Source organism: Ruegeria sp. G5, assembly GCF_056533365.1.
In genome coordinates, this window is sequence record NZ_JBQFOK010000001.1 from 439074 (window position 1) to 456003 (window position 16930).

Annotated in this window: 16 protein-coding genes; 10 read left to right on the top strand and 6 right to left on the bottom strand. The window is 58.0% G+C overall.

What is annotated here, in order from left to right; translation table 11 throughout:
* Positions 1-3: 3 nt before the first annotated feature.
* The 4 genes from ACR0BD_RS02150 to ACR0BD_RS02165 are packed head-to-tail and all read right to left on the bottom strand — an operon-like array spanning position 4 to position 3574.
* Complete coding sequence (locus tag ACR0BD_RS02150) at positions 4-744, bottom strand: sulfotransferase-like domain-containing protein (RefSeq protein WP_480828633.1); 741 nt, start codon at positions 742-744, stop codon at positions 4-6.
* A 19-nt stretch (positions 745-763) separates the two neighbouring features.
* Entirely contained in the window at positions 764-1582 is an 819-nt protein-coding gene (locus ACR0BD_RS02155; RefSeq protein ID WP_480828635.1) for a hypothetical protein, read from the bottom strand.
* A 16-nt stretch (positions 1583-1598) separates the two neighbouring features.
* Positions 1599-2690: an aromatic ring-hydroxylating oxygenase subunit alpha gene (locus ACR0BD_RS02160; protein WP_480828636.1), complete on the bottom strand. Its 1092-nt coding sequence runs from the start codon at positions 2688-2690 to the stop codon at positions 1599-1601.
* Positions 2687-3574, bottom strand: a complete 888-nt coding sequence (locus tag ACR0BD_RS02165) for a MurR/RpiR family transcriptional regulator (RefSeq protein WP_480828637.1) — start codon at positions 3572-3574, stop codon at positions 2687-2689. The genes ACR0BD_RS02160 and ACR0BD_RS02165 overlap by 4 nt, the downstream gene beginning before the upstream one ends.
* A gap of 68 nt (positions 3575-3642) precedes the next feature.
* Between ACR0BD_RS02165 and ACR0BD_RS02170 the strand changes: the two genes are divergently transcribed.
* Genes ACR0BD_RS02170 through ACR0BD_RS02200 form a run of 7 tightly spaced genes read left to right on the top strand, consistent with a single transcriptional unit; the run spans position 3643 to position 11516 of the window.
* Positions 3643-6102 carry an FAD-dependent oxidoreductase gene (locus ACR0BD_RS02170; protein ID WP_480828638.1) on the top strand — a complete coding sequence of 820 codons (2460 nt, stop codon included), beginning with the start codon at positions 3643-3645 and terminating at the stop codon, positions 6100-6102.
* Positions 6102-7184 (top strand): alcohol dehydrogenase family protein, encoded by a 1083-nt coding sequence (locus ACR0BD_RS02175; protein WP_480828639.1) that lies wholly within the window; start codon positions 6102-6104, stop codon positions 7182-7184. Before ACR0BD_RS02170 ends, ACR0BD_RS02175 begins: the two co-directional genes overlap by 1 nt.
* The gene (locus tag ACR0BD_RS02180) at positions 7181-7756 is read left to right on the top strand and encodes a dimethylsulfonioproprionate lyase family protein (RefSeq protein WP_480828640.1); all 576 of its coding nucleotides are present in this window, start codon (positions 7181-7183) and stop codon (positions 7754-7756) included. Before ACR0BD_RS02175 ends, ACR0BD_RS02180 begins: the two co-directional genes overlap by 4 nt.
* Positions 7753-8859: a mandelate racemase/muconate lactonizing enzyme family protein gene (locus ACR0BD_RS02185; protein WP_480828641.1), complete on the top strand. Its 1107-nt coding sequence runs from the start codon at positions 7753-7755 to the stop codon at positions 8857-8859. Before ACR0BD_RS02180 ends, ACR0BD_RS02185 begins: the two co-directional genes overlap by 4 nt.
* Positions 8856-9140: a cupin domain-containing protein gene (locus ACR0BD_RS02190; RefSeq protein WP_480828642.1), complete on the top strand. Its 285-nt coding sequence runs from the start codon at positions 8856-8858 to the stop codon at positions 9138-9140. The genes ACR0BD_RS02185 and ACR0BD_RS02190 overlap by 4 nt, the downstream gene beginning before the upstream one ends.
* Entirely contained in the window at positions 9137-10240 is a 1104-nt protein-coding gene (locus ACR0BD_RS02195) for a mandelate racemase/muconate lactonizing enzyme family protein (RefSeq protein WP_480828644.1), read from the top strand. The genes ACR0BD_RS02190 and ACR0BD_RS02195 overlap by 4 nt, the downstream gene beginning before the upstream one ends.
* Before the next feature lies 1 nt (position 10241).
* Entirely contained in the window at positions 10242-11516 is a 1275-nt protein-coding gene (locus tag ACR0BD_RS02200; protein WP_480828645.1) for an aspartate aminotransferase family protein, read from the top strand.
* Positions 11517-11742: 226 nt separating this feature from the next.
* On the opposite strand, the gene hemC is transcribed toward ACR0BD_RS02200, so the two are convergent.
* Positions 11743-12702: a hydroxymethylbilane synthase gene (gene hemC / locus ACR0BD_RS02205; protein ID WP_480828646.1), complete on the bottom strand. Its 960-nt coding sequence runs from the start codon at positions 12700-12702 to the stop codon at positions 11743-11745.
* 106 nt (positions 12703-12808) lie between these two features.
* Between hemC and hemE the strand changes: the two genes are divergently transcribed.
* Complete coding sequence (gene hemE / locus ACR0BD_RS02210) at positions 12809-13843, top strand: uroporphyrinogen decarboxylase (protein WP_480828648.1); 1035 nt, start codon at positions 12809-12811, stop codon at positions 13841-13843.
* Positions 13844-13921: 78 nt separating this feature from the next.
* Here hemE and ACR0BD_RS02215 read toward each other — a convergent pair whose 3' ends face one another.
* Positions 13922-15010, bottom strand: a complete 1089-nt coding sequence (locus tag ACR0BD_RS02215; protein WP_480828650.1) for a CaiB/BaiF CoA transferase family protein — start codon at positions 15008-15010, stop codon at positions 13922-13924.
* Positions 15011-15229: 219 nt separating this feature from the next.
* Between ACR0BD_RS02215 and ACR0BD_RS02220 the strand changes: the two genes are divergently transcribed.
* Positions 15230-16159: an ABC transporter ATP-binding protein gene (locus tag ACR0BD_RS02220; protein ID WP_480828653.1), complete on the top strand. Its 930-nt coding sequence runs from the start codon at positions 15230-15232 to the stop codon at positions 16157-16159.
* Positions 16156-16917 carry an ABC transporter permease gene (locus ACR0BD_RS02225; protein ID WP_480828655.1) on the top strand — a complete coding sequence of 254 codons (762 nt, stop codon included), beginning with the start codon at positions 16156-16158 and terminating at the stop codon, positions 16915-16917. Before ACR0BD_RS02220 ends, ACR0BD_RS02225 begins: the two co-directional genes overlap by 4 nt.
* Positions 16918-16930: the final 13 nt, after the last annotated feature.

The window sequence follows — 16930 nt, forward strand, 5'->3', positions numbered from 1 at the left end:
CGTTCAGTCTTTCAGGCGATGCTTATAGAGATGGTCGTAATGCGGTTTCATCCGCCGGTACACCTGTTTGACCCGATCCGGCGCATCTGTGATCGATATGTGTTTGCGCGGCTGTGGGGTCAGCCCGGTCGACTTGGCGAGATTGGCGTGAAACGAGCCGCCGTCCCACCAGCTATGGGCCGAGGGGTCTCCGCCCGCCTCCCAATGCAGGGCGTCCTCGATAAAGGGGATGCCGACCGCTTCGCAAAACCGTTGCGTCATCATGTGTGGGTTCTCCAACAGATCATCGCTGTCGATCACGGGTGGGGGTGTTCCGTTCAGGGCAGTCAGCAGGTCGAACAGGGCACGCTGTTCGGGAAAGCCAACCTCACCTTCGGCAAAGTCGGGCCAGTGTTTGTGCATCGAGGTTATCGTCTTTGCCGGATCACGGATCAGGAAGGCGTGATTGAAATGGGAAAGGAACGCGGCATCCCACATGTGGTTGATGTAGTGAGGGAAGTCTTTGATGAAGACCGGGCCTTTTTCGGCGCGTTCCTGAATATCTTGCCAAACCGTCTCAAGCGTCAGACCGGGTGTAGTGACGTCGCCGGGTTGAAACCGGTGCCAGAGAGGGTCTTCCCCCTGATACCATGCTTCGCCAAAGGGTTCGTGCAAGCATTCCAGATCGCCGCGTTGGCGCATCATCCACTCAAATGCGGTCGAGGTGGATCTTGGTACCGCCCAAAGCGCAAGAATCTTGTGCATGCTGGCGTGGTCCTTTTTGCTAGAGCTGCCCAAGCAATCGCCCGCGTGGCTGCGCAGGGGTTACACCAAGCGATCTGAAGATGCGCCAGTAAAGCGCAATGTCGTGACCTATCACAGGTTTGTCCAAAGCAGCCTCCAACTCGTCGACCAGATGCAGAGGGCGTTGCGGCAGCCCGTTCAGACCGCTGCGAAAGTTGCACATACCGTTGATCAGGATCGCGTCGGAGTTGGGCGCTTTGTCAGCGACATATTCAAAGCTTTTCAACGCCAGATCACCATCAAAAACCCAGCGAGAATCATTCACCTGTTCCTGTGTTTCGAACCAACCCTGATCGTGGAAATTGCCGGTCCATAAGACGTCGAATCCTGCCTCTTGCAGGAACCCCACTGTCCCGCGCCACCATTCCGGCCAATGGTAGGCCGCGTTCAGGGCGACTTTTTCGACGTTCATCTCACGCAGGGCTTCGACCATGGCATAGCCAGCCATATGGAACTGCGTGCCGTATTTGTCGGACAGGTTTTCACAATGCTGCCGGACGCCTTCAACGCCCAACCCACAAGCGTGCACCCAGTTGGACCCGACTTGTCCGCACACATCGACACCATTGCGCGACATGCAATGGACGAAATCCTCGAGCATGCCAAAGTTCTGTTTCCGCTGGTCCAGCCCGTGCACGTAATCTGGTACGTGCAGCATCCAGCCATGAACACCGACAGTTTCGGGGCAAATGCGCAGGAAATCCGATGGAGCCGCGTCAAAGTCAAACGGCGGGCTGGTAAAACCCACCTGATAGGGGAACAGCTTATGCTCGGGGCGCCATTCTTCGGGCATCAGCATGTGGCATCGCCTGTCGTCACGGATCAACCGCCTCGCGCATCCATTGTTGCAGCTTGGCAATCGAGTGTTCCGACATCACTCCACAACCGGGATCCAGGACCAGTGGGCCGGGGCGGTAGCCGCGCGATTTCAGGCCGCGGTGGACGCTCTCGACCAGATGGATATCCTCTTCGACCGTTGTTTCGCGATCTTGGACGGCCAGTTGCCGGATCACGGCGCTCTCGGATCCGCCTTCGGTGAACCAGCCGCGCCAAACGGTGCAGTGATCGGCATTGTCGGCACGCCAGTGATAGGTGTTCAGAACATTGCCCGGATAGCACTGGAATGAGAACATGGGCCACAGGAACCACGACTGATAGTCGCCCGCATGAGGCACCGACAGGTCGATCGGATAAGTCATTTTATCGAGGCTCTGACACTCGGTCGTGTGACGCAGGACGTAACCGCCACCAGCATCCGGTTGAATGTCATAGGTTTCGGGCTTTACCACGCCCTCAGCAAAGGTCGGATGGTTGGTGGGGCAGTGATAGCATTCCGAGTAATTCTCGATACTGACTTTCCAGTTGCATTTTTCGGGAATCTCGACCCATTCGAGCGGCTCAAGATCGGCAATATGCGGGACGAACGCGCGAATTTCTTCGCGTACGCCGGGGTACCATTCGTCCATAGGCGCGGCGTCATCGTCGAGATTGACGAAGATAAAGCCGTTGAACACTTCGGTCCGGACCGAGGTCAGGCAAATGGCACTGCGGTCGAAACCGGGGACGGATTTGATGTTGGGTCCGGCGCGCAGATGGCCCGTCAGTTCATATGTCCAGGCGTGGTAAGGGCAGACCACGACGCGTGTGTTGCCAGCGCCTGTGACCATTTCATGGGCGCGATGCTGGCAGACATTGTAGAAAGTGCGAATCTCACCGTCCCGCCCACGAATACAAAACAGGCTTTGACCGGCGATCTCGAACGCAAAGTAATCGCCGGGTTCGCGAACCTGTGCAACATGCCCTGCGAATTGCCATGTTCGGGCCAGTAGCCCCTGCATCTCCTGCTGAAAGATGGCGGGTTCGGTATAGTATCGGGCGTCCAGTGAATGGGTCAGGGGGGCATTCATTCGGGCTCCTCCGCGTAGATGCCAAGCTGGTGTCTGCGTTGATGAAACCGTTCCACCCGCTCGACGATTTCGTCGCTGGCGACGGCGATCACAAAGGATAGCAACGTCTCAAGCAGCGCGATGGTCGAGACAGAGGACGGGAAGAATTGCGGTGTGTCGACTGCAATGACAAAGCCATGATGCGCATTAAGGATGACGGGGCTGGCGGGACTGTCGGATATACTGACCACAGTCATCCCTTGTTCTCGGGCCAGTTTGACTGCCTCGATGACTTCGGTGCGATAGGGGTGGCAAGTCATCGCGATCAGGACGTCCTGATCATCAGCCCAGGCCAGATCGTCTACGGGTGTCGATCCGGGGCGCGGTATGGCGTGGAATTGTTTCATGCCGGTTGAGGCAAGATAGGTGAAGTTCCGTGCATTGGCGTTATTGACGCCAACGCCAAGCGTGAAAATCTGACGGCAATTCCAGATATCCTCGGCAGCGGCCTTCAGGCGTGTCGCGTCGATCCCTGCAAAGGTCTCTTCGATATTGCGAATTGTTGCACCGATCATATCCGCGTAGAGGCCGCCCAACTCTCCGGACTTGCCGATATCCTGCAGCCATTTGGCCCGATCGGGAAACGAGACGTTCCCACGCCGAATCGCATCGCGGAACGGAGCGCGGAAATCCTCGTATCCGTCGAACCCGACTTGCCGCGCCATGCGGACAAACGTGTTGGGTTTGACTTTGGCCGCCTCGGCGATCTCGCGCACGGTTGAAACCCCAACATCCGTTGGGTTTTCCAGCACGTAGCGCGCAGCTTTCTGCGCTTCGGGCGTCAGGGCGTCCCATTCCTCTGTCAGGCGGTCAAGAACGATTGATGATACATTTGTGTCATTCATGATTGACGATGGTACAAATGTGGAATTAGCCTGTCGAGCAGAAAAGCGACTCGGGAAGAGGAAAAATCATGTCCGGGAACGAATTGCCGTCACACACCCGCGTGGTCATTGTGGGTGGAGGAGTTATGGGGGTCGGTCTGGCCTACCATCTGGGTCACGAAGGGTGGGGTCATGATACCGTCCTTTTGGAAAAGGCCGAGTTGACCAGCGGCAGCACTTGGCACGCCGCGGGCCAGATCACGCATTCGACCTCGAGCTTTGGGCTGGGGAAATGCGTGGATTACAATATCGGGCTTTACTCTGGCGCGTTAGAAGCTGAAACGGGTCAGCCTGTGACATGGCATGGCTGCGGCTCGTTCCGTCTGGCCTATACCGAGGATGAGATGGACTGGCTGCGCCATACTCTATCGGTGGGTCGCTCGCTGGGGTTCAACATTGAACTGGTCGGGCCTGAGAAGGTGGCCGAACTGCATCCGTTCTATAATCTCGAAGGCGTGTTGGGCGCGCTGCACACGCCGGATGATGGCCATGTGGACCCGACCAACGTGACCATGGCAATGGCGACGGGCGCGCGACAGAAGGGTGTGCGCATCTTCCGCAATTGCCGTGCCACCAACATCACGCAGGCCGAGAACGGCGAGTGGGTGGTTGAGACCGAGATGGGCACCATCACCTGCGAGCATGTGGTGAACGCAGGCGGCACCTATGCCCGTCAGATGGGCGAGTGGTCGGGGCTGCAACTGCCGATGACCTCGATGACGCACCATTACTTCGTGACCGAGCCGGTGCCCGAATTCCAGAATCTGGACAAAGAACTGCCGGTGATCCGCGATGACCGTAAGGTCTCGGGCTATATCCGGATGGAGCAGCAGCGCGGGCTGATCGGGATTTATGAAAAGGAAAATCCGAACTCGGTCTGGCATGACCATTGTCCGTGGGAATACGAGAACTGGCTATTCGATGCGGATTACGACCGGGTGATGCCATGGCTTGAGGAAAGCCTGAACCGGATGCCGATCTTTGCGGAGCTGGGCATTCAGCGCGATGTGCACGGGGCAATCTCGCACCCACCCGATGGCAACCCGCTGATCGGGCCCGCGCCGGGGGTGCGGAACTATTGGTGCTGCTGCGGCACCCAGATCGGTATCGGCTGGGGGCCGGGCCTGACCCGCGAACTGGCGCGCTGGATGGTGCACGGGGCGGCCGATATCTCGATGCGCGAGTTCGATCCGCGCCGGTTTGGCAGCTATGCCACCAAGGACTGGCAGGTGATCAAGGCCGAGGAGGATTACTGCCTGCGCCACGAAATTCCCTTTCCTCATTTCAACCGGTTGGAGGGGCGCCCGATCAAACCGTCACCTTTGTATGAGTTGCTGAACTCCAAGGGCGCGGTGCATGAAGAGGTCTATGGGTTCGAACGCCCCCGCTGGTTCGCCCGCGGCGGGGTCGAGCAGCGCGACCACTATTCCTTCCGCCGTACCCCTGCCGACGACATGGTCGCGGCCGAGGTCAAAGCGGTGCGCGAACGTGTCGGCATCATGGATGTGACGGCCTTTACCAAGGTCGAGGTCTCGGGTCCGGGGGCCTATGCGCTGCTGGACCACCTGACCGCGAACCGGATGCCGCAAAAGGTTGGCTCAATCACCCTGACCCATATGCTAAACCGTCGGGGCCGCATCGAGCTGGAGACCACGATTGTCCGCATGGCCGAAGATCGCTTCTATCTGGTCTGCGCCGCGTTCTTCGAACAGCGCTTGCTGGATCACTTGCGCGGGGCAAGAATTTTCGACGAAAATTCTGTCGACATCGTCGCCCTTTCGTCCGATTGGTCAGCCTTGTCGCTGAACGGGCCCCGCGCGCGCGAAGTTCTGGCACGCTGCACCGATACCGATCTGACCAATGCAGGGTTCCGCTGGTTATCTGCGCAGGAAATCACTATCGCGGGTCATCAGGTTTGGGCCTTCCGTATGTCTTACGCGGGCGAGCTGGGTTGGGAGTTGCACATGCCGAACGCCGCCTGTCTCGATGTTTACAACGCGCTTTGGGCGGCGGGTGAGCCGCATGGTATCAGCGACTACGGTAGCTTTGCCATGAACGTGATGCGGATGGAGAAGGGCTTTAAAGGCGCAGGAGAACTGACCAACGAGGTCACTCTGGCCGAGGCCGACGTGTTGCGCTTTGCCCGCACGGACAAGGACTATCTGGGTAAGGCCAAGACCCTGAATACCGATATGCCATGGGTTTGCGCCTATCTGGAAATCGAACCGGATGGCGAGATTGACGGCCATGGTGGCGAGGCCGTCATGATGGACGGTCGCGTCGTCGGCTCGACAGCGTCGGTGGTTTACGGGCATACGGTCGGTAAAATTCTGGCGTTTGCCTACATCAAACCCGAAGCAGCTACGCCAGGTACATCTCTTGAGGTTGTGATCCACGGGACGCCACGCGCCGCGCGAGTGCTGGGCGAGCCGGCCTATGACCCGCAGAGTCTGCTGCCCAGAACCGACGCCGTATTGGAGACCGCCTGATGTCTCTGCCGGATACAATGAAAGCCATGGTCACAATGGGCCATGGCGGTCTGGAGCAGATGGTTCTTCATCCGGACTGGCCCCGCCCCGAACCGGCCGCCGGTGAGGTGCTTATAAAGGTGGCCGCCTGCGGTTTGAACAATACCGATGTGAACACGCGCTCGGGTTGGTACTCGAAAACCGTGACCGACGCGACCACCGGCGGCGCGTTCGAAGAGGTCGGGGAAGAAGACCCGACCTGGGGCGGCAACCCGATCACCTTCCCGCGCATTCAGGGTGCGGATATCTGCGGTGAAATCGTCGCCGTCGGAGCGGGCGTGGATAACGACCGCATTGGCGAGCGGGTGATCACCGATGGCTGGCTGCGCGATCCTGCCGATCCCGAAAACATGGACAAGACCGGCTACTTCGGATCCGAGCGGGACGGGGGGTTTGCAGAATACGCCACGACCTTGGCAGTTAACGCTGTACCAATCGCCTCGGACCTGTCCGACGCAGAACTGGCCACGTTCTCATGTTCCTATTCCACGGCTGAGGGCATGCTGACCCGAGCCAACGTCACCGACAAAGATACAGTTCTGGTTCCCGGTGCCTCGGGCGGTGTGGGCGGTGCGTTGGTTCAGCTGGCCAAACGACGCGGCGCGCGTGTTATTGCGATGGCGTCCGAGGCAAAACACGCAGATGTGGCGGAACTGGGCCCCGACCTGATCCTGCCACGCGCACCAGATGACCTGAAAACTGCACTTGGAACCGAAAAGATCACTGTTGTGGCGGATGTAGTTGGCGGCCCCTACTGGGCCAAACTCATCGACGTTCTCGAGCGCGGCGGCCGGTATACATGTTCAGGCGCCATCGCGGGTCCAATTGTCGAGTTCGACTTGCGTACTTTCTATCTGCGTGACCTGACCTTCACAGGTTCAACGGTGATCGACCCTCAGGTCATGCAGAACCTTGTGAAATATATCGAGGGTGGAGAGATCAAACCCGCCCTCGCAGCGACTTACCCCTTAGAGGAGCTGCGCGAGGCGCAGGCAGCTTTCATTGCCAAGAAACATACCGGGAATATTGTGGTGATCCCATGAATATGGATGACGTTTTAAAAGCCGCGCAACAGCTGCACCACGCACACCCTGATTTGTGCGCATTCGGGGAGTGGCCCGAAGATTTGCAACCGGCTGAATTACCTCCGAACCCGATCCCTGCGGTTCCGCTGGTACAAGCGATCGAAACAGACGATGCGCCGACCAGAGCGCTGGCCGAAGCGATCAAAGCGACGGCACATCTGGCACACTGGAAGCTGACCTATACCGAGGATGAGGTTGGCGCGGATTTCCTGAACCGGTTTGGATACTATGAGCTGTTTGGTCCGACGGGGCATTTTAGGACCAACACATTGCGCGGCTACGTCGCGTTTTGGGGCGAAGGGCTGAACTATGACTGGCACAGCCATCAAGCCGAGGAACTGTACCTGATTGTGTCGGGCGGAGCGCGGTTCAAGGTTGCGGGAAATGAGGCCGACCTTGAACCCAACCAAACCCGCCTGCACGCCAGTTGGCAAAGTCACGCGATGACAACGACAGATCGTCCCATCCTGACCTATGTGCTGTGGCGCGGTGACGGGCTGGGCGCATTACCCCAGATGGATGCAGCATGAAGATCACCCGCATACGTGTCTATCAGACCGGGTTGCCCTATGTGGGCGGCGCTTATGTCTGGGGGGCGGGAAATGCCATAGAAACGGCCACTGCCTCAGTTGTTGTAATAGATACTGATGCGGGTCTGCAGGGTTGTGGTGAGTTCACGCCCTGTGGCGAGAACTACATGGTGGCCCATTCCGAGGGTGTAAGAGCGCTAGCGCGTCTGGTCGCCCCGAAACTGTTGGGCGAGGACCCCCGTCAAGTCGGGCGGGTCGAACAGTTGATGGATCATCTGGTGCAAGGGCATGGATACGCCAAAGCGCCGTTCGATGCCGCCTGCTGGGACATTCTGGGGCAGGCCTGTGATCAACCGGTCTGGATGCTGTTGGGCGGTAAGCTGACCGATGGGGCCCCGATGTATCGTGTCGCACCACAGAAAGCCGTGGATGAGACCGTGGCCGAAATGAACACCTACCGAGATCAGGGCTACCGCCAGTTTCAGGTCAAGGTCGGTGGCGATTGGGTCACGGATATTGAGCGTATCAAAACAACGGTTCCGCTTTTGCAGCCGGGGGAAAAAGCAATGGCGGACGCCAATCAGGGCTGGCGTGTGGACAACGCGATCCGGGTGGCGCGGGCGACGCGTGATCTGGACTATATCCTGGAACAGCCCTGCCGGACCTATGAAGAATGCCAACAAGTGCGCCGTGTCGCCGAGCAGCCGATGAAGTTGGATGAATGCGTGACCGGCATGCAGATGGCCCAACGCATCGTCGCCGATCGTGGGGCCGAAATCTGTTGCCTGAAAATCTCGAACCTCGGTGGGTTGAGTAAGGCCCGGCGCGTGCGTGACTATCTGGTCGAGAACCGGTTTCCCGTGGTCAGCGAAGACACCTGGGGCGGGGAAATCGCGACGTCGGCTGTCGCGCATTTCGCGGCCTCTACGCACGAGGAATACCTGCAAAACACCACGGATCTGATGAATTACAACACGCGGTCAACCGGTATCGGCGGGCCTGTTTCGCGTGATGGAAAGCTCTATGCCTCAGATCGTGCGGGGTTGGGTGTAACCCCCGATTTCACAAGCCTTGGCGCACCGGTTGAGGAGTACAGGATATGAGACCCCAAGCTGTCGCGACACAATTGGTCGACGATGCCCGCGTTCGCGTGACACGGTTCGACTTTGCACCGGGTGCAGAGACCGGGTGGCACCGTCACCAGATGGATTATGTGATCACCGCGATTACGGACTGCCATATGCGTCTGGAATTGCCCGATGGGTCGGTCAACGAGGTGACCGTCCCGGCCGGAACGGCCTATCGCCGGGATGAAGGTGTCGAACACAACGTGATCAATAATGCAGCCGCACCAATGTCTTTTGTCGAGATGGAACTGAAATGAAGATATCCGGGATTACCCTTTGGTCGACGGATCTGACCAGCCATGAGACCTATCACATGGCCGAGGGTAAGACCTGTGCGACGGTCAAATCACACGTCCTTTGCCTTGAAACGGATACCGGCCTGAAAGGGTGGGGAGAGGTTTGCCCAATTCCCCATTACCTGCCGGCCTATGCCGATGGTGTTCCGGCCGCAGTCGCTGAAATGGGGCCTGAGGTTCTTGGCATGTCCCCGTTCGGTGCGGATGCGCCGATGCGCAAGCTTGATGGGTTCCTGCAAGGTCATCGCTACGCAAAATCCGCGGTTGATATCGCCCTGTGGGACTTGTTTGGCAAAGCTACGGGACAACCGGTTTACGCGCTGCTCGGCGGGCGAACGCGCAAGGATATGCCCCTTTACCACTCGATTACCTGCATTGCTCCGGACGATATGGCGCGGATCGCAAAGACGGCGTATCAAACGGGCATACGGCAATTTCAGGTCAAGCTGGGGGTCGAGGGTGATTGGCAAGCTGATGCCGAACGTCTGATCAAAGTGCGCGAAGCCGTGGGTCATGGACCGCTGGTATACGGCGACTGGAACTGTGGCGCATCACGTCTGCAGGCCACAAGAACAGGTCGCGCGGTGGCGCATCTGGATGTGATGCTGGAACAGCCCTGCAAAACGCTCGAAGATTGCGCGGCGGTTCGACAGGCCACAGGTCTGCCAATGAAGATCGACGAAAACGCGCATGATTTGGCGTCGCTATTAAGGGCGCACGAGCTGGGGTGCATGGACGCCGTGGCGCTTAAGCTCTCAAAGTTTGGCGGGTTGTCAGCAATGCGCCGTGCGCGTGATTTGACCGTGCATCTGGGGGCCGAAATCTGTGCTGAATGCACGTGGGGGTCGGATGTCGTTACCGCAGCTTCGCTGCATTTTGCAGCCTCGACCCCGGTTGGGTCACTGTTGAATACCTGCGATCTGTCTTCCTATGTTTCACCGCGCATCTGCCCTGATGCGCCAACCCGAAAAGACGGCAGGATTTCTCCGCCTGAAGGTCCCGGTCTGGGCGTTACGCCCGATCTGGACATCCTTGGTTCCCCGATATTGGAGATCGTGTGAGATGCTCAAGATCAATACTCAATCCGAATGGATCAGCCGCGCGAACGAAGTTCTGCCCGCCGGAGGGTTCGGCAATTTCGACCCCGGTATCATCATTGCCCGAGGCGATGGCAGTCGGGTCTGGGATGAGGATGGCAACGAATACATCGACTATCTGATCGGCTCTGGCCCCATGCTGTTGGGCCATGGACACCCGGAAGTCATGGAAGCGGTGCTTGAACAACTTCCCAAAGGGATGACCTTCTTTGCCAACAATGCCAAAGGTGTCGAACTGGCAGAGGCGATCGTCGCAGCGGTTCCCTGCTGCGAGCAGGTGCGTTTTGTAGCCTCGGGCGGTGAGGCGGATATGTACGCCATTCGACTGGCCCGGGCATATACGGGCCGCAACAAGATCCTGAAGTTTGAAGGCGGGTATCACGGCATGAGCGCCGAGGCGCAAATGAGCCTTGCCCCCAGCCGGCAGGTCAATTTCCCGCAAGCTGTGCCCGACAGTGCGGGTATTCCCGACAGTGTGGCCGAGCAGATGTTGATCGCGCCCTTCAATGACCTCGATGCCGTCGCGGCGCTGCTGGACGAACATCAAGATATTGCCGCGATCATGGTCGAGCCTTTGCAAAGGATCATCCCGCCGTTGCCCGGCTACCTGCAGGGCCTGCGGGATCTGTGCGACAAGCATAACGTTCTGCTGATTTTTGATGAGATCGTGACCGGGTTCCGCCTGGCCTATGGTGGCGCGCAGGAAAAATATGGCGTGACACCGGACATCTGCACGCTTGGCAAGATCATCGGTGGCGGCTTTCCACTGGCGGCACTGGGCGCAAGCGCAGATATCATGAAGCATTTCGATAAGGACCAGGTCGGAGAAGGCGGGTGGTTAATGCAATTAGGGACCTTGTCGGGCAACCCCGTTGCTTCGGTCGCGGGGTTGAAGACGATGGAAGTGCTGCGGCGCGACGGGGTTTACGACCTGCTTCGGGAAACTGGCGCAGCGCTGCAAAAGATGCAGGTGGACGCGCTGACTGAAGCGGGTATTCCGCATCAGGTCTGCGGTGATGAAACCCTGTTTGATATTTACTTTACGGACGCCCCATGCCGCGATTATCGCAGTGCCCGGCATGACGACCCCCAGCGTAACGCGGCGTATAACAACAGCTTACGGGCGAGTGGTATCTTCAAATCTCCGGGTAAGCTTTACCCATCACTCGCCGTGACCGAAGCCGACCTGCAGCAGACGCGGGACGCGATCGAGACGGCAGTGCAGGTGATCGCCAGCTAAGTTGTCAGCACAAAAGAGACGGGCCGCTGTCAGATAGTGACAGCGGCCCTTACTGATCGGATCTCAGGGATGGGTCTCGCCCCCTCGAATACCACTTAAAAAACGGACAGACTTACAAACTTTCGACTTTTTCGAGACCAACCCGACTTCTCAATCGGTATGCCACCTTAATGCCCGATGATCGCGAGGTCGGCAGTGAAGTAGTTCACATTATGTGAATTTTTCTTCAATTTCTCCAATCAAAGAAGCCGGGACCGGCCTTGGCCAACAGTGTTTGAGCCATATCACGGCCCATAGCTGTGCCATCTTCAATGGCACCTGTGAGATCTTCGGAAATCGCCTCGGACCCGTCCGGGCGCAACACCTCGCCGCGCAGGCGCAGTTGCCCACCGGAGATTTCTGCCAATCCCGCAATTGGCGTTTCACAAGAGCCATCCAAAGCAGCCAACAGCGCCCGTTCGGCGGCAAGTCTTTGGCCGGTTTCGTCGTGATGAATAGCCTCAAGCATTCCCGCTGCGCGGGAATCGTCGACGCGCCGTTCGATGCCGATTGTGCCTTGGGCGATTGCAGGCAGCATATCTTCGGGTGCAATGGCCGTGGCTGGAACATCAGCCATATCCAGGCGACGAATCCCGGCCATTGCCAAAAAGGTGCAATCAGCGACGCCATTGGCCAGCTTTTGCAGACGAGTCTGCACGTTGCCCCGAAACTCAACCACGTTCAGGTCGGGTCGCCGGTTCAGCAACTGCGCCCGACGGCGCAGCGATGATGTCCCAACGACAGCCCCTTGAGGCAGGTCGTGGATTGAGCTGAGGGTGGGAGAGATAAACGCGTCGCGCACATCTTCGCGCGGCAAGAACGTGTCCAGTATCAGACCTTCCGGCTGTGCAACCGGCATATCCTTGGTGGAGTGTACTGCGATGTCGATATCGCCCCGCAGCATCGCCTCTTCGATTTCCTTGGTGAACAGGCCCTTGTTACCGATTTCCTTCAGCGGACGGTCCGCGTCGATCATGGCGCGGTTGTCGCCCGTGGTTTTGATCACGACGATTTCAAACGCATCTTCAGGCAGGTCAAAAGCGGTCCCCAGGCGCTGCCGGGTTTCATAGGCTTGTGCGAGCGCCAGAGGCGATCCGCGCGTGCCGATCTTGAGCGGTGAGTCGGGGGAGGGCAGGGTCAACGTCATGTGCCCAGCTTTAGTCGCGTCACATTGCCCTGACAATGGGGGCATGGCTTGACAAATTGCCGCCGAAAGATGACCCGTGACGGAAACCGGATGATTGGGGGCAAAGATGGCCGAAACGAAAAAGCTGCTGCGGACACTGGCGGGTGAAGTGCAGGATGTGCCACCGATCTGGATGATGCGGCAGGCAGGACGCTATTTGCCGGAATACCGTGCCACGCGTGCTCAGGCCGGTGACTTTCTTTCGCTTTGTTACAATCCCGAGCTTGCGGCTGAGGTAACCTTGCAGCCGATCCGTCGCTATGGGTTCGATGCCGCGATCTTGTTTGCGGACATCTTGCTGGTGCCGCAGGCCTTGGGGGCCGATCTTTGGTTCGTTACTGGGGAGGGGCCGCGCCTCTCTACCATCACTCAGCAAGCAGAGTTCGATGCGCTGAAACCGGTCGATTCCATTCACGACACTCTGTCGCCTGTCTATGAAACGGTCCGCATTCTTTCGCGTGAGTTGCCATCCGAGACAACTCTGATCGGGTTTGCGGGCGCGCCCTGGACTGTGGCGACATATATGATTGCGGGTCGGGGCACGCCGGACCAGGGGCCAGCACATGCGTTGCGTGAAGAAAACACGGCTCTGTTCGAAGCATTGCTGGAGCGGATCACGCTGGCCACGATTGAATACCTGTCAGCCCAGATCGAAGCCGGTGCCGAAGTGGTCAAGATATTCGACAGCTGGGCGGGTTCCCTGAAAGGTGAGGCATTTACCAAATACGCCGTTGAGCCTTGCCGCGTGATCACCCAGGCCATCAAAGAGCGTCATCCAGGCATTCCTGTAATCGGTTTTCCACGTGAGGCGGGCAAAGGCTATGTCGGGTTTGCCAAAGCAACCGGTGTGGATTGTGTGGCACTTGATAACTCAGTCTCGCCGGACTGGGCCGCGCAGAATGTGCAGGTAGACGGGTGTGTGCAGGGAAATCTGGCTTCGTCTCATATGGTGACAGGTGGGCAGGCGTTGGTTGACGAGACACGCCAAATTGTTCAGGCGTTTTCCAAGGGGCCGCATATCTTCAACCTGGGTCATGGGATCACTCCGGATGCGGACCCGGAAAATGTCAAACTGATGATTGATACGGTGCGAGGCCTCTAGGAAAAAGGGGGCCAGCCCCCTTCTTGGCCTTTGGCCAATTCATCCCCCGGGATATTTTTAGCCAGATGAAGGGGCGGATCAGCCTTTGTTTCGGAGTTCTGAAAGGATTTCTTGCGTGTGCTCCCCGCGCCTGGGGCTATGTCGCGGGTGCCATTCGAAGGCCGAGAAGCGCGGAGCTGCCGCTGCCTGCATATTTCCATCGTTGTCGACCCAGGCCTGACGCGCGGCGTTCATAGCGTGGTTTTGCGCCTCATTGGGGGAGAGAACGGGCGCCACGCAGGCATCGGTGCCGTAGAATAATGCTGCCCAGTCATCTCTTGGTTTGGACGCAAAGATCAGCGTCAGTCTTTCTGTCAAGCGTGGCCATACATTGGGATCATATTGCCGGGCAAATTCCGGATCATTGTCGAGGTCGAGAAGGGCCAGGAAGCACGCATAGAACTTCGGCTCAAGGCATTGTACGGATATGAACCCGCCATCAGCGCAGGCATATGTTCGGCTCCAGTGTGGGCCGTCGAGCAGGCTGTGTCCGCGTGTTTCGGACAGGTTGTTGGTTTGGCGCATGCTCATCAACAGGTTCATCATATGGGCCGAGCCATCATAGATTGCGGCATCCACGACGGTGCCTTGGCCCGTTCGTTGGGCGTTGAGTAACCCGGCAAGGAGGCCTGTCACCAAGTACATTGCGCCTCCTCCTATGTCACCGACCAGTGTGGCGGGTGTTTGGGGCGTGTCGCCGGGGGCAGACGCGTACCACAGGGCACCGGACATCGCGATGTAATTCAGGTCATGGCCGGCAGACGCGGATAGCGGGCTTTCCTGACCCCAGCCAGTCATGCGACCGTAGACCAGTTTTGGGTTCAGGTCGCGGCAGGCGTCTGGCCCGAGGCCCAGCTTTTCCATCACACCCGGGCGGAAACCTTCGATCAGGGCATCGGCGGTTGCAATCAGATAGCCCGCAACCTCCAGATCGTCAGGGTCTTTGAGATCAAGCGCGATTGAACGCTTGCCCCGGTCCAAAATAGACTGTTCCGGCATACCGGGGGTTACAGGCTGACCTTTGCGGTGGATGGTGATCACGTCGGCACCCATATCGGCCAACTGCATTGCGGCGAATGGTCCCGGACCCAGCCCTTCGAATTCGACAACGCGGAAACCGTTCAGCATTTTGCCACTCCTTTTTGGCAGGTTCTTGGGCTGGTCTTGAAAATGCAAGTGCGGATTCGCGGGATTTCTCTGGGGGATCAGCGTTTCCTCATCCTCTGCTGCTGTTGGGTCCAGCGCACCCAAGGTGCGATCTGAAGGCCTATCAAGTCGAAAGAGAGGAATGGGCCTGTTCGGCGTGGTGCCGCCAAGGTAGTGTCGCGGCCAGAACGGGGAAAGTGAATGTCGACTATTCTGTCTATCAGAGAATTGCGGAAGTCCTACGCCGGAGGGTTCGAGGCGCTGAAAGGCGTGTCACTCGACATTGAGCAAGGCGAGATACTGGCGCTACTGGGTCCGAATGGCGCGGGAAAGACAACGCTGATTTCGACGATATGTGGAATTACCACGCCGACATCAGGGACCGTTACGGTTGGAGGCCACGACATTCAGACGGATTTTCGAGCAGCTCGCCGCATGATCGGGCTGGTGCCGCAAGAGATCGCACTGGAGCCGTTTGAAAAGGTCTGGAACACGGTGCGGTTTTCGCGGGGGCTGTTCGGGTATGGGGCCGACAACGCGCATCTCGAGCAGATATTGCGCAAACTGTCGCTGTGGGACAAACGCAAGAGCGCGATCAAGGAATTGTCCGGCGGGATGAAACGCCGGGTGCTTATCGCCAAAGCCCTTGCGCATGAACCGCGGGTACTGTTTCTGGATGAGCCGACCGCAGGTGTCGATGTGGAGCTGCGCAAGGACATGTGGGAGATCGTGGCCGAATTGAAACAGGCTGGTGTCACCATTATCCTGACCACCCATTACATTGAAGAGGCCGAGGCCATCGCCGACCGTGTCGGCGTTATCGATCAGGGTGAATTGCTGTTGGTGCAGGACAAGGACACGCTGATGGCGCAGATGGGCAAGAAACAGATCGAAGTCATGCTGACCGAGGCCATTGAGGTCATTCCGCCCGGTCTTTCAGCCCATAATCTGACGCTGAACGGAAACGGGGACGTTCTGGTTTACACCTATGACACGCATGCGGATCGTACCGGCATTACGACGCTGTTGAACGATGTGGCTAACGCCGGTCTGGTTTTGCGGGACGTTCAGACCCGGCAGTCCAGCCTAGAAGAGATTTTCGTCAATCTGGTTTCCGGAGATTCCACATGAACTGGACCGCCATTGCCGCCATCTACCGGTTCGAAATGGCCCGGTTCTTTCGCACTTTGGCGCAGAGTTTCCTGTCGCCGGTTTTGTCGACTTCGCTTTACTTTGTCGTTTTCGGCACGGCCATTGGCAGTCGCATACAAGAGGTCGAAGGCGTATCATATGGCGCATTCATCGTGCCGGGCCTGATCATGTTGTCGGTGGTGATGCTGGCCATTTCGAACGCGTCTTTCGGGATCTATTTCCCGAAATTTCTGGGAACGATCTACGAGCTACTATCGGCTCCGGTCAATTTTATCGAAATCGTCATTGGTTACGTTGGCGCCGCCGCGACAAAGTCGCTGTTTGTGGGTGTGGTTATTCTGATCACGGCGACCTTCTTTGTGGATCTGCGGATCGAACACCCGGTTGCGATGGTCGCGTTTCTGGTGCTGACCTGTCTCAGCTTCTCATTATTAGGGTTCATAATAGGTATCTGGGCCAGCAACTTTGAACAGATGTCTTTGGTGCCTCAGCTTGTCGTTACACCGCTCATTTTTCTGGGGGGGACATTCTACTCGATCTCGATGCTTCCGCCCGTGTGGCAGACGATCACGTTATTCAACCCAGTGGTCTATTTGATCTCGGGGTTTCGGTGGTCGTTTTATGGGCTTGCGGATGTGCCGATCGGGTTCAGCCTGCTGGCTATTGTCGCCTTTACGGGACTGTGTCTGGGGATCATTGGATGGATATTCAAAACGGGTTGGCGCATCCGGAGCTAGGCTTTGACCTGCG

Excerpts from the sequence above, each read along its gene's own strand:
- ACR0BD_RS02215 (WP_480828650.1), bottom strand. The coding sequence starts at position 15,010 with ATGCTGAACGGTTTCCGCGTTGTCGAATTCGAAGGGCTGGGTCCGGGA.
- ACR0BD_RS02225 (WP_480828655.1), top strand. The coding sequence starts at position 16,156 with ATGAACTGGACCGCCATTGCCGCCATCTACCGGTTCGAAATGGCCCGG.
- ACR0BD_RS02200 (WP_480828645.1), top strand. The coding sequence starts at position 10,242 with ATGCTCAAGATCAATACTCAATCCGAATGGATCAGCCGCGCGAACGAA.
- ACR0BD_RS02190 (WP_480828642.1), top strand. The coding sequence starts at position 8,856 with ATGAGACCCCAAGCTGTCGCGACACAATTGGTCGACGATGCCCGCGTT.
- ACR0BD_RS02150 (WP_480828633.1), bottom strand. The coding sequence starts at position 744 with ATGCACAAGATTCTTGCGCTTTGGGCGGTACCAAGATCCACCTCGACC.
- ACR0BD_RS02160 (WP_480828636.1), bottom strand. The coding sequence starts at position 2,690 with ATGAATGCCCCCCTGACCCATTCACTGGACGCCCGATACTATACCGAA.
- ACR0BD_RS02175 (WP_480828639.1), top strand. The coding sequence starts at position 6,102 with ATGTCTCTGCCGGATACAATGAAAGCCATGGTCACAATGGGCCATGGC.
- ACR0BD_RS02220 (WP_480828653.1), top strand. The coding sequence starts at position 15,230 with ATGTCGACTATTCTGTCTATCAGAGAATTGCGGAAGTCCTACGCCGGA.
- ACR0BD_RS02165 (WP_480828637.1), bottom strand. The coding sequence starts at position 3,574 with ATGAATGACACAAATGTATCATCAATCGTTCTTGACCGCCTGACAGAG.
- ACR0BD_RS02185 (WP_480828641.1), top strand. The coding sequence starts at position 7,753 with ATGAAGATCACCCGCATACGTGTCTATCAGACCGGGTTGCCCTATGTG.
- ACR0BD_RS02155 (WP_480828635.1), bottom strand. The coding sequence starts at position 1,582 with ATGCTGATGCCCGAAGAATGGCGCCCCGAGCATAAGCTGTTCCCCTAT.
- hemC (WP_480828646.1), bottom strand. The coding sequence starts at position 12,702 with ATGACGTTGACCCTGCCCTCCCCCGACTCACCGCTCAAGATCGGCACG.
- ACR0BD_RS02180 (WP_480828640.1), top strand. The coding sequence starts at position 7,181 with ATGAATATGGATGACGTTTTAAAAGCCGCGCAACAGCTGCACCACGCA.
- ACR0BD_RS02195 (WP_480828644.1), top strand. The coding sequence starts at position 9,137 with ATGAAGATATCCGGGATTACCCTTTGGTCGACGGATCTGACCAGCCAT.
- hemE (WP_480828648.1), top strand. The coding sequence starts at position 12,809 with ATGGCCGAAACGAAAAAGCTGCTGCGGACACTGGCGGGTGAAGTGCAG.
- ACR0BD_RS02170 (WP_480828638.1), top strand. The coding sequence starts at position 3,643 with ATGTCCGGGAACGAATTGCCGTCACACACCCGCGTGGTCATTGTGGGT.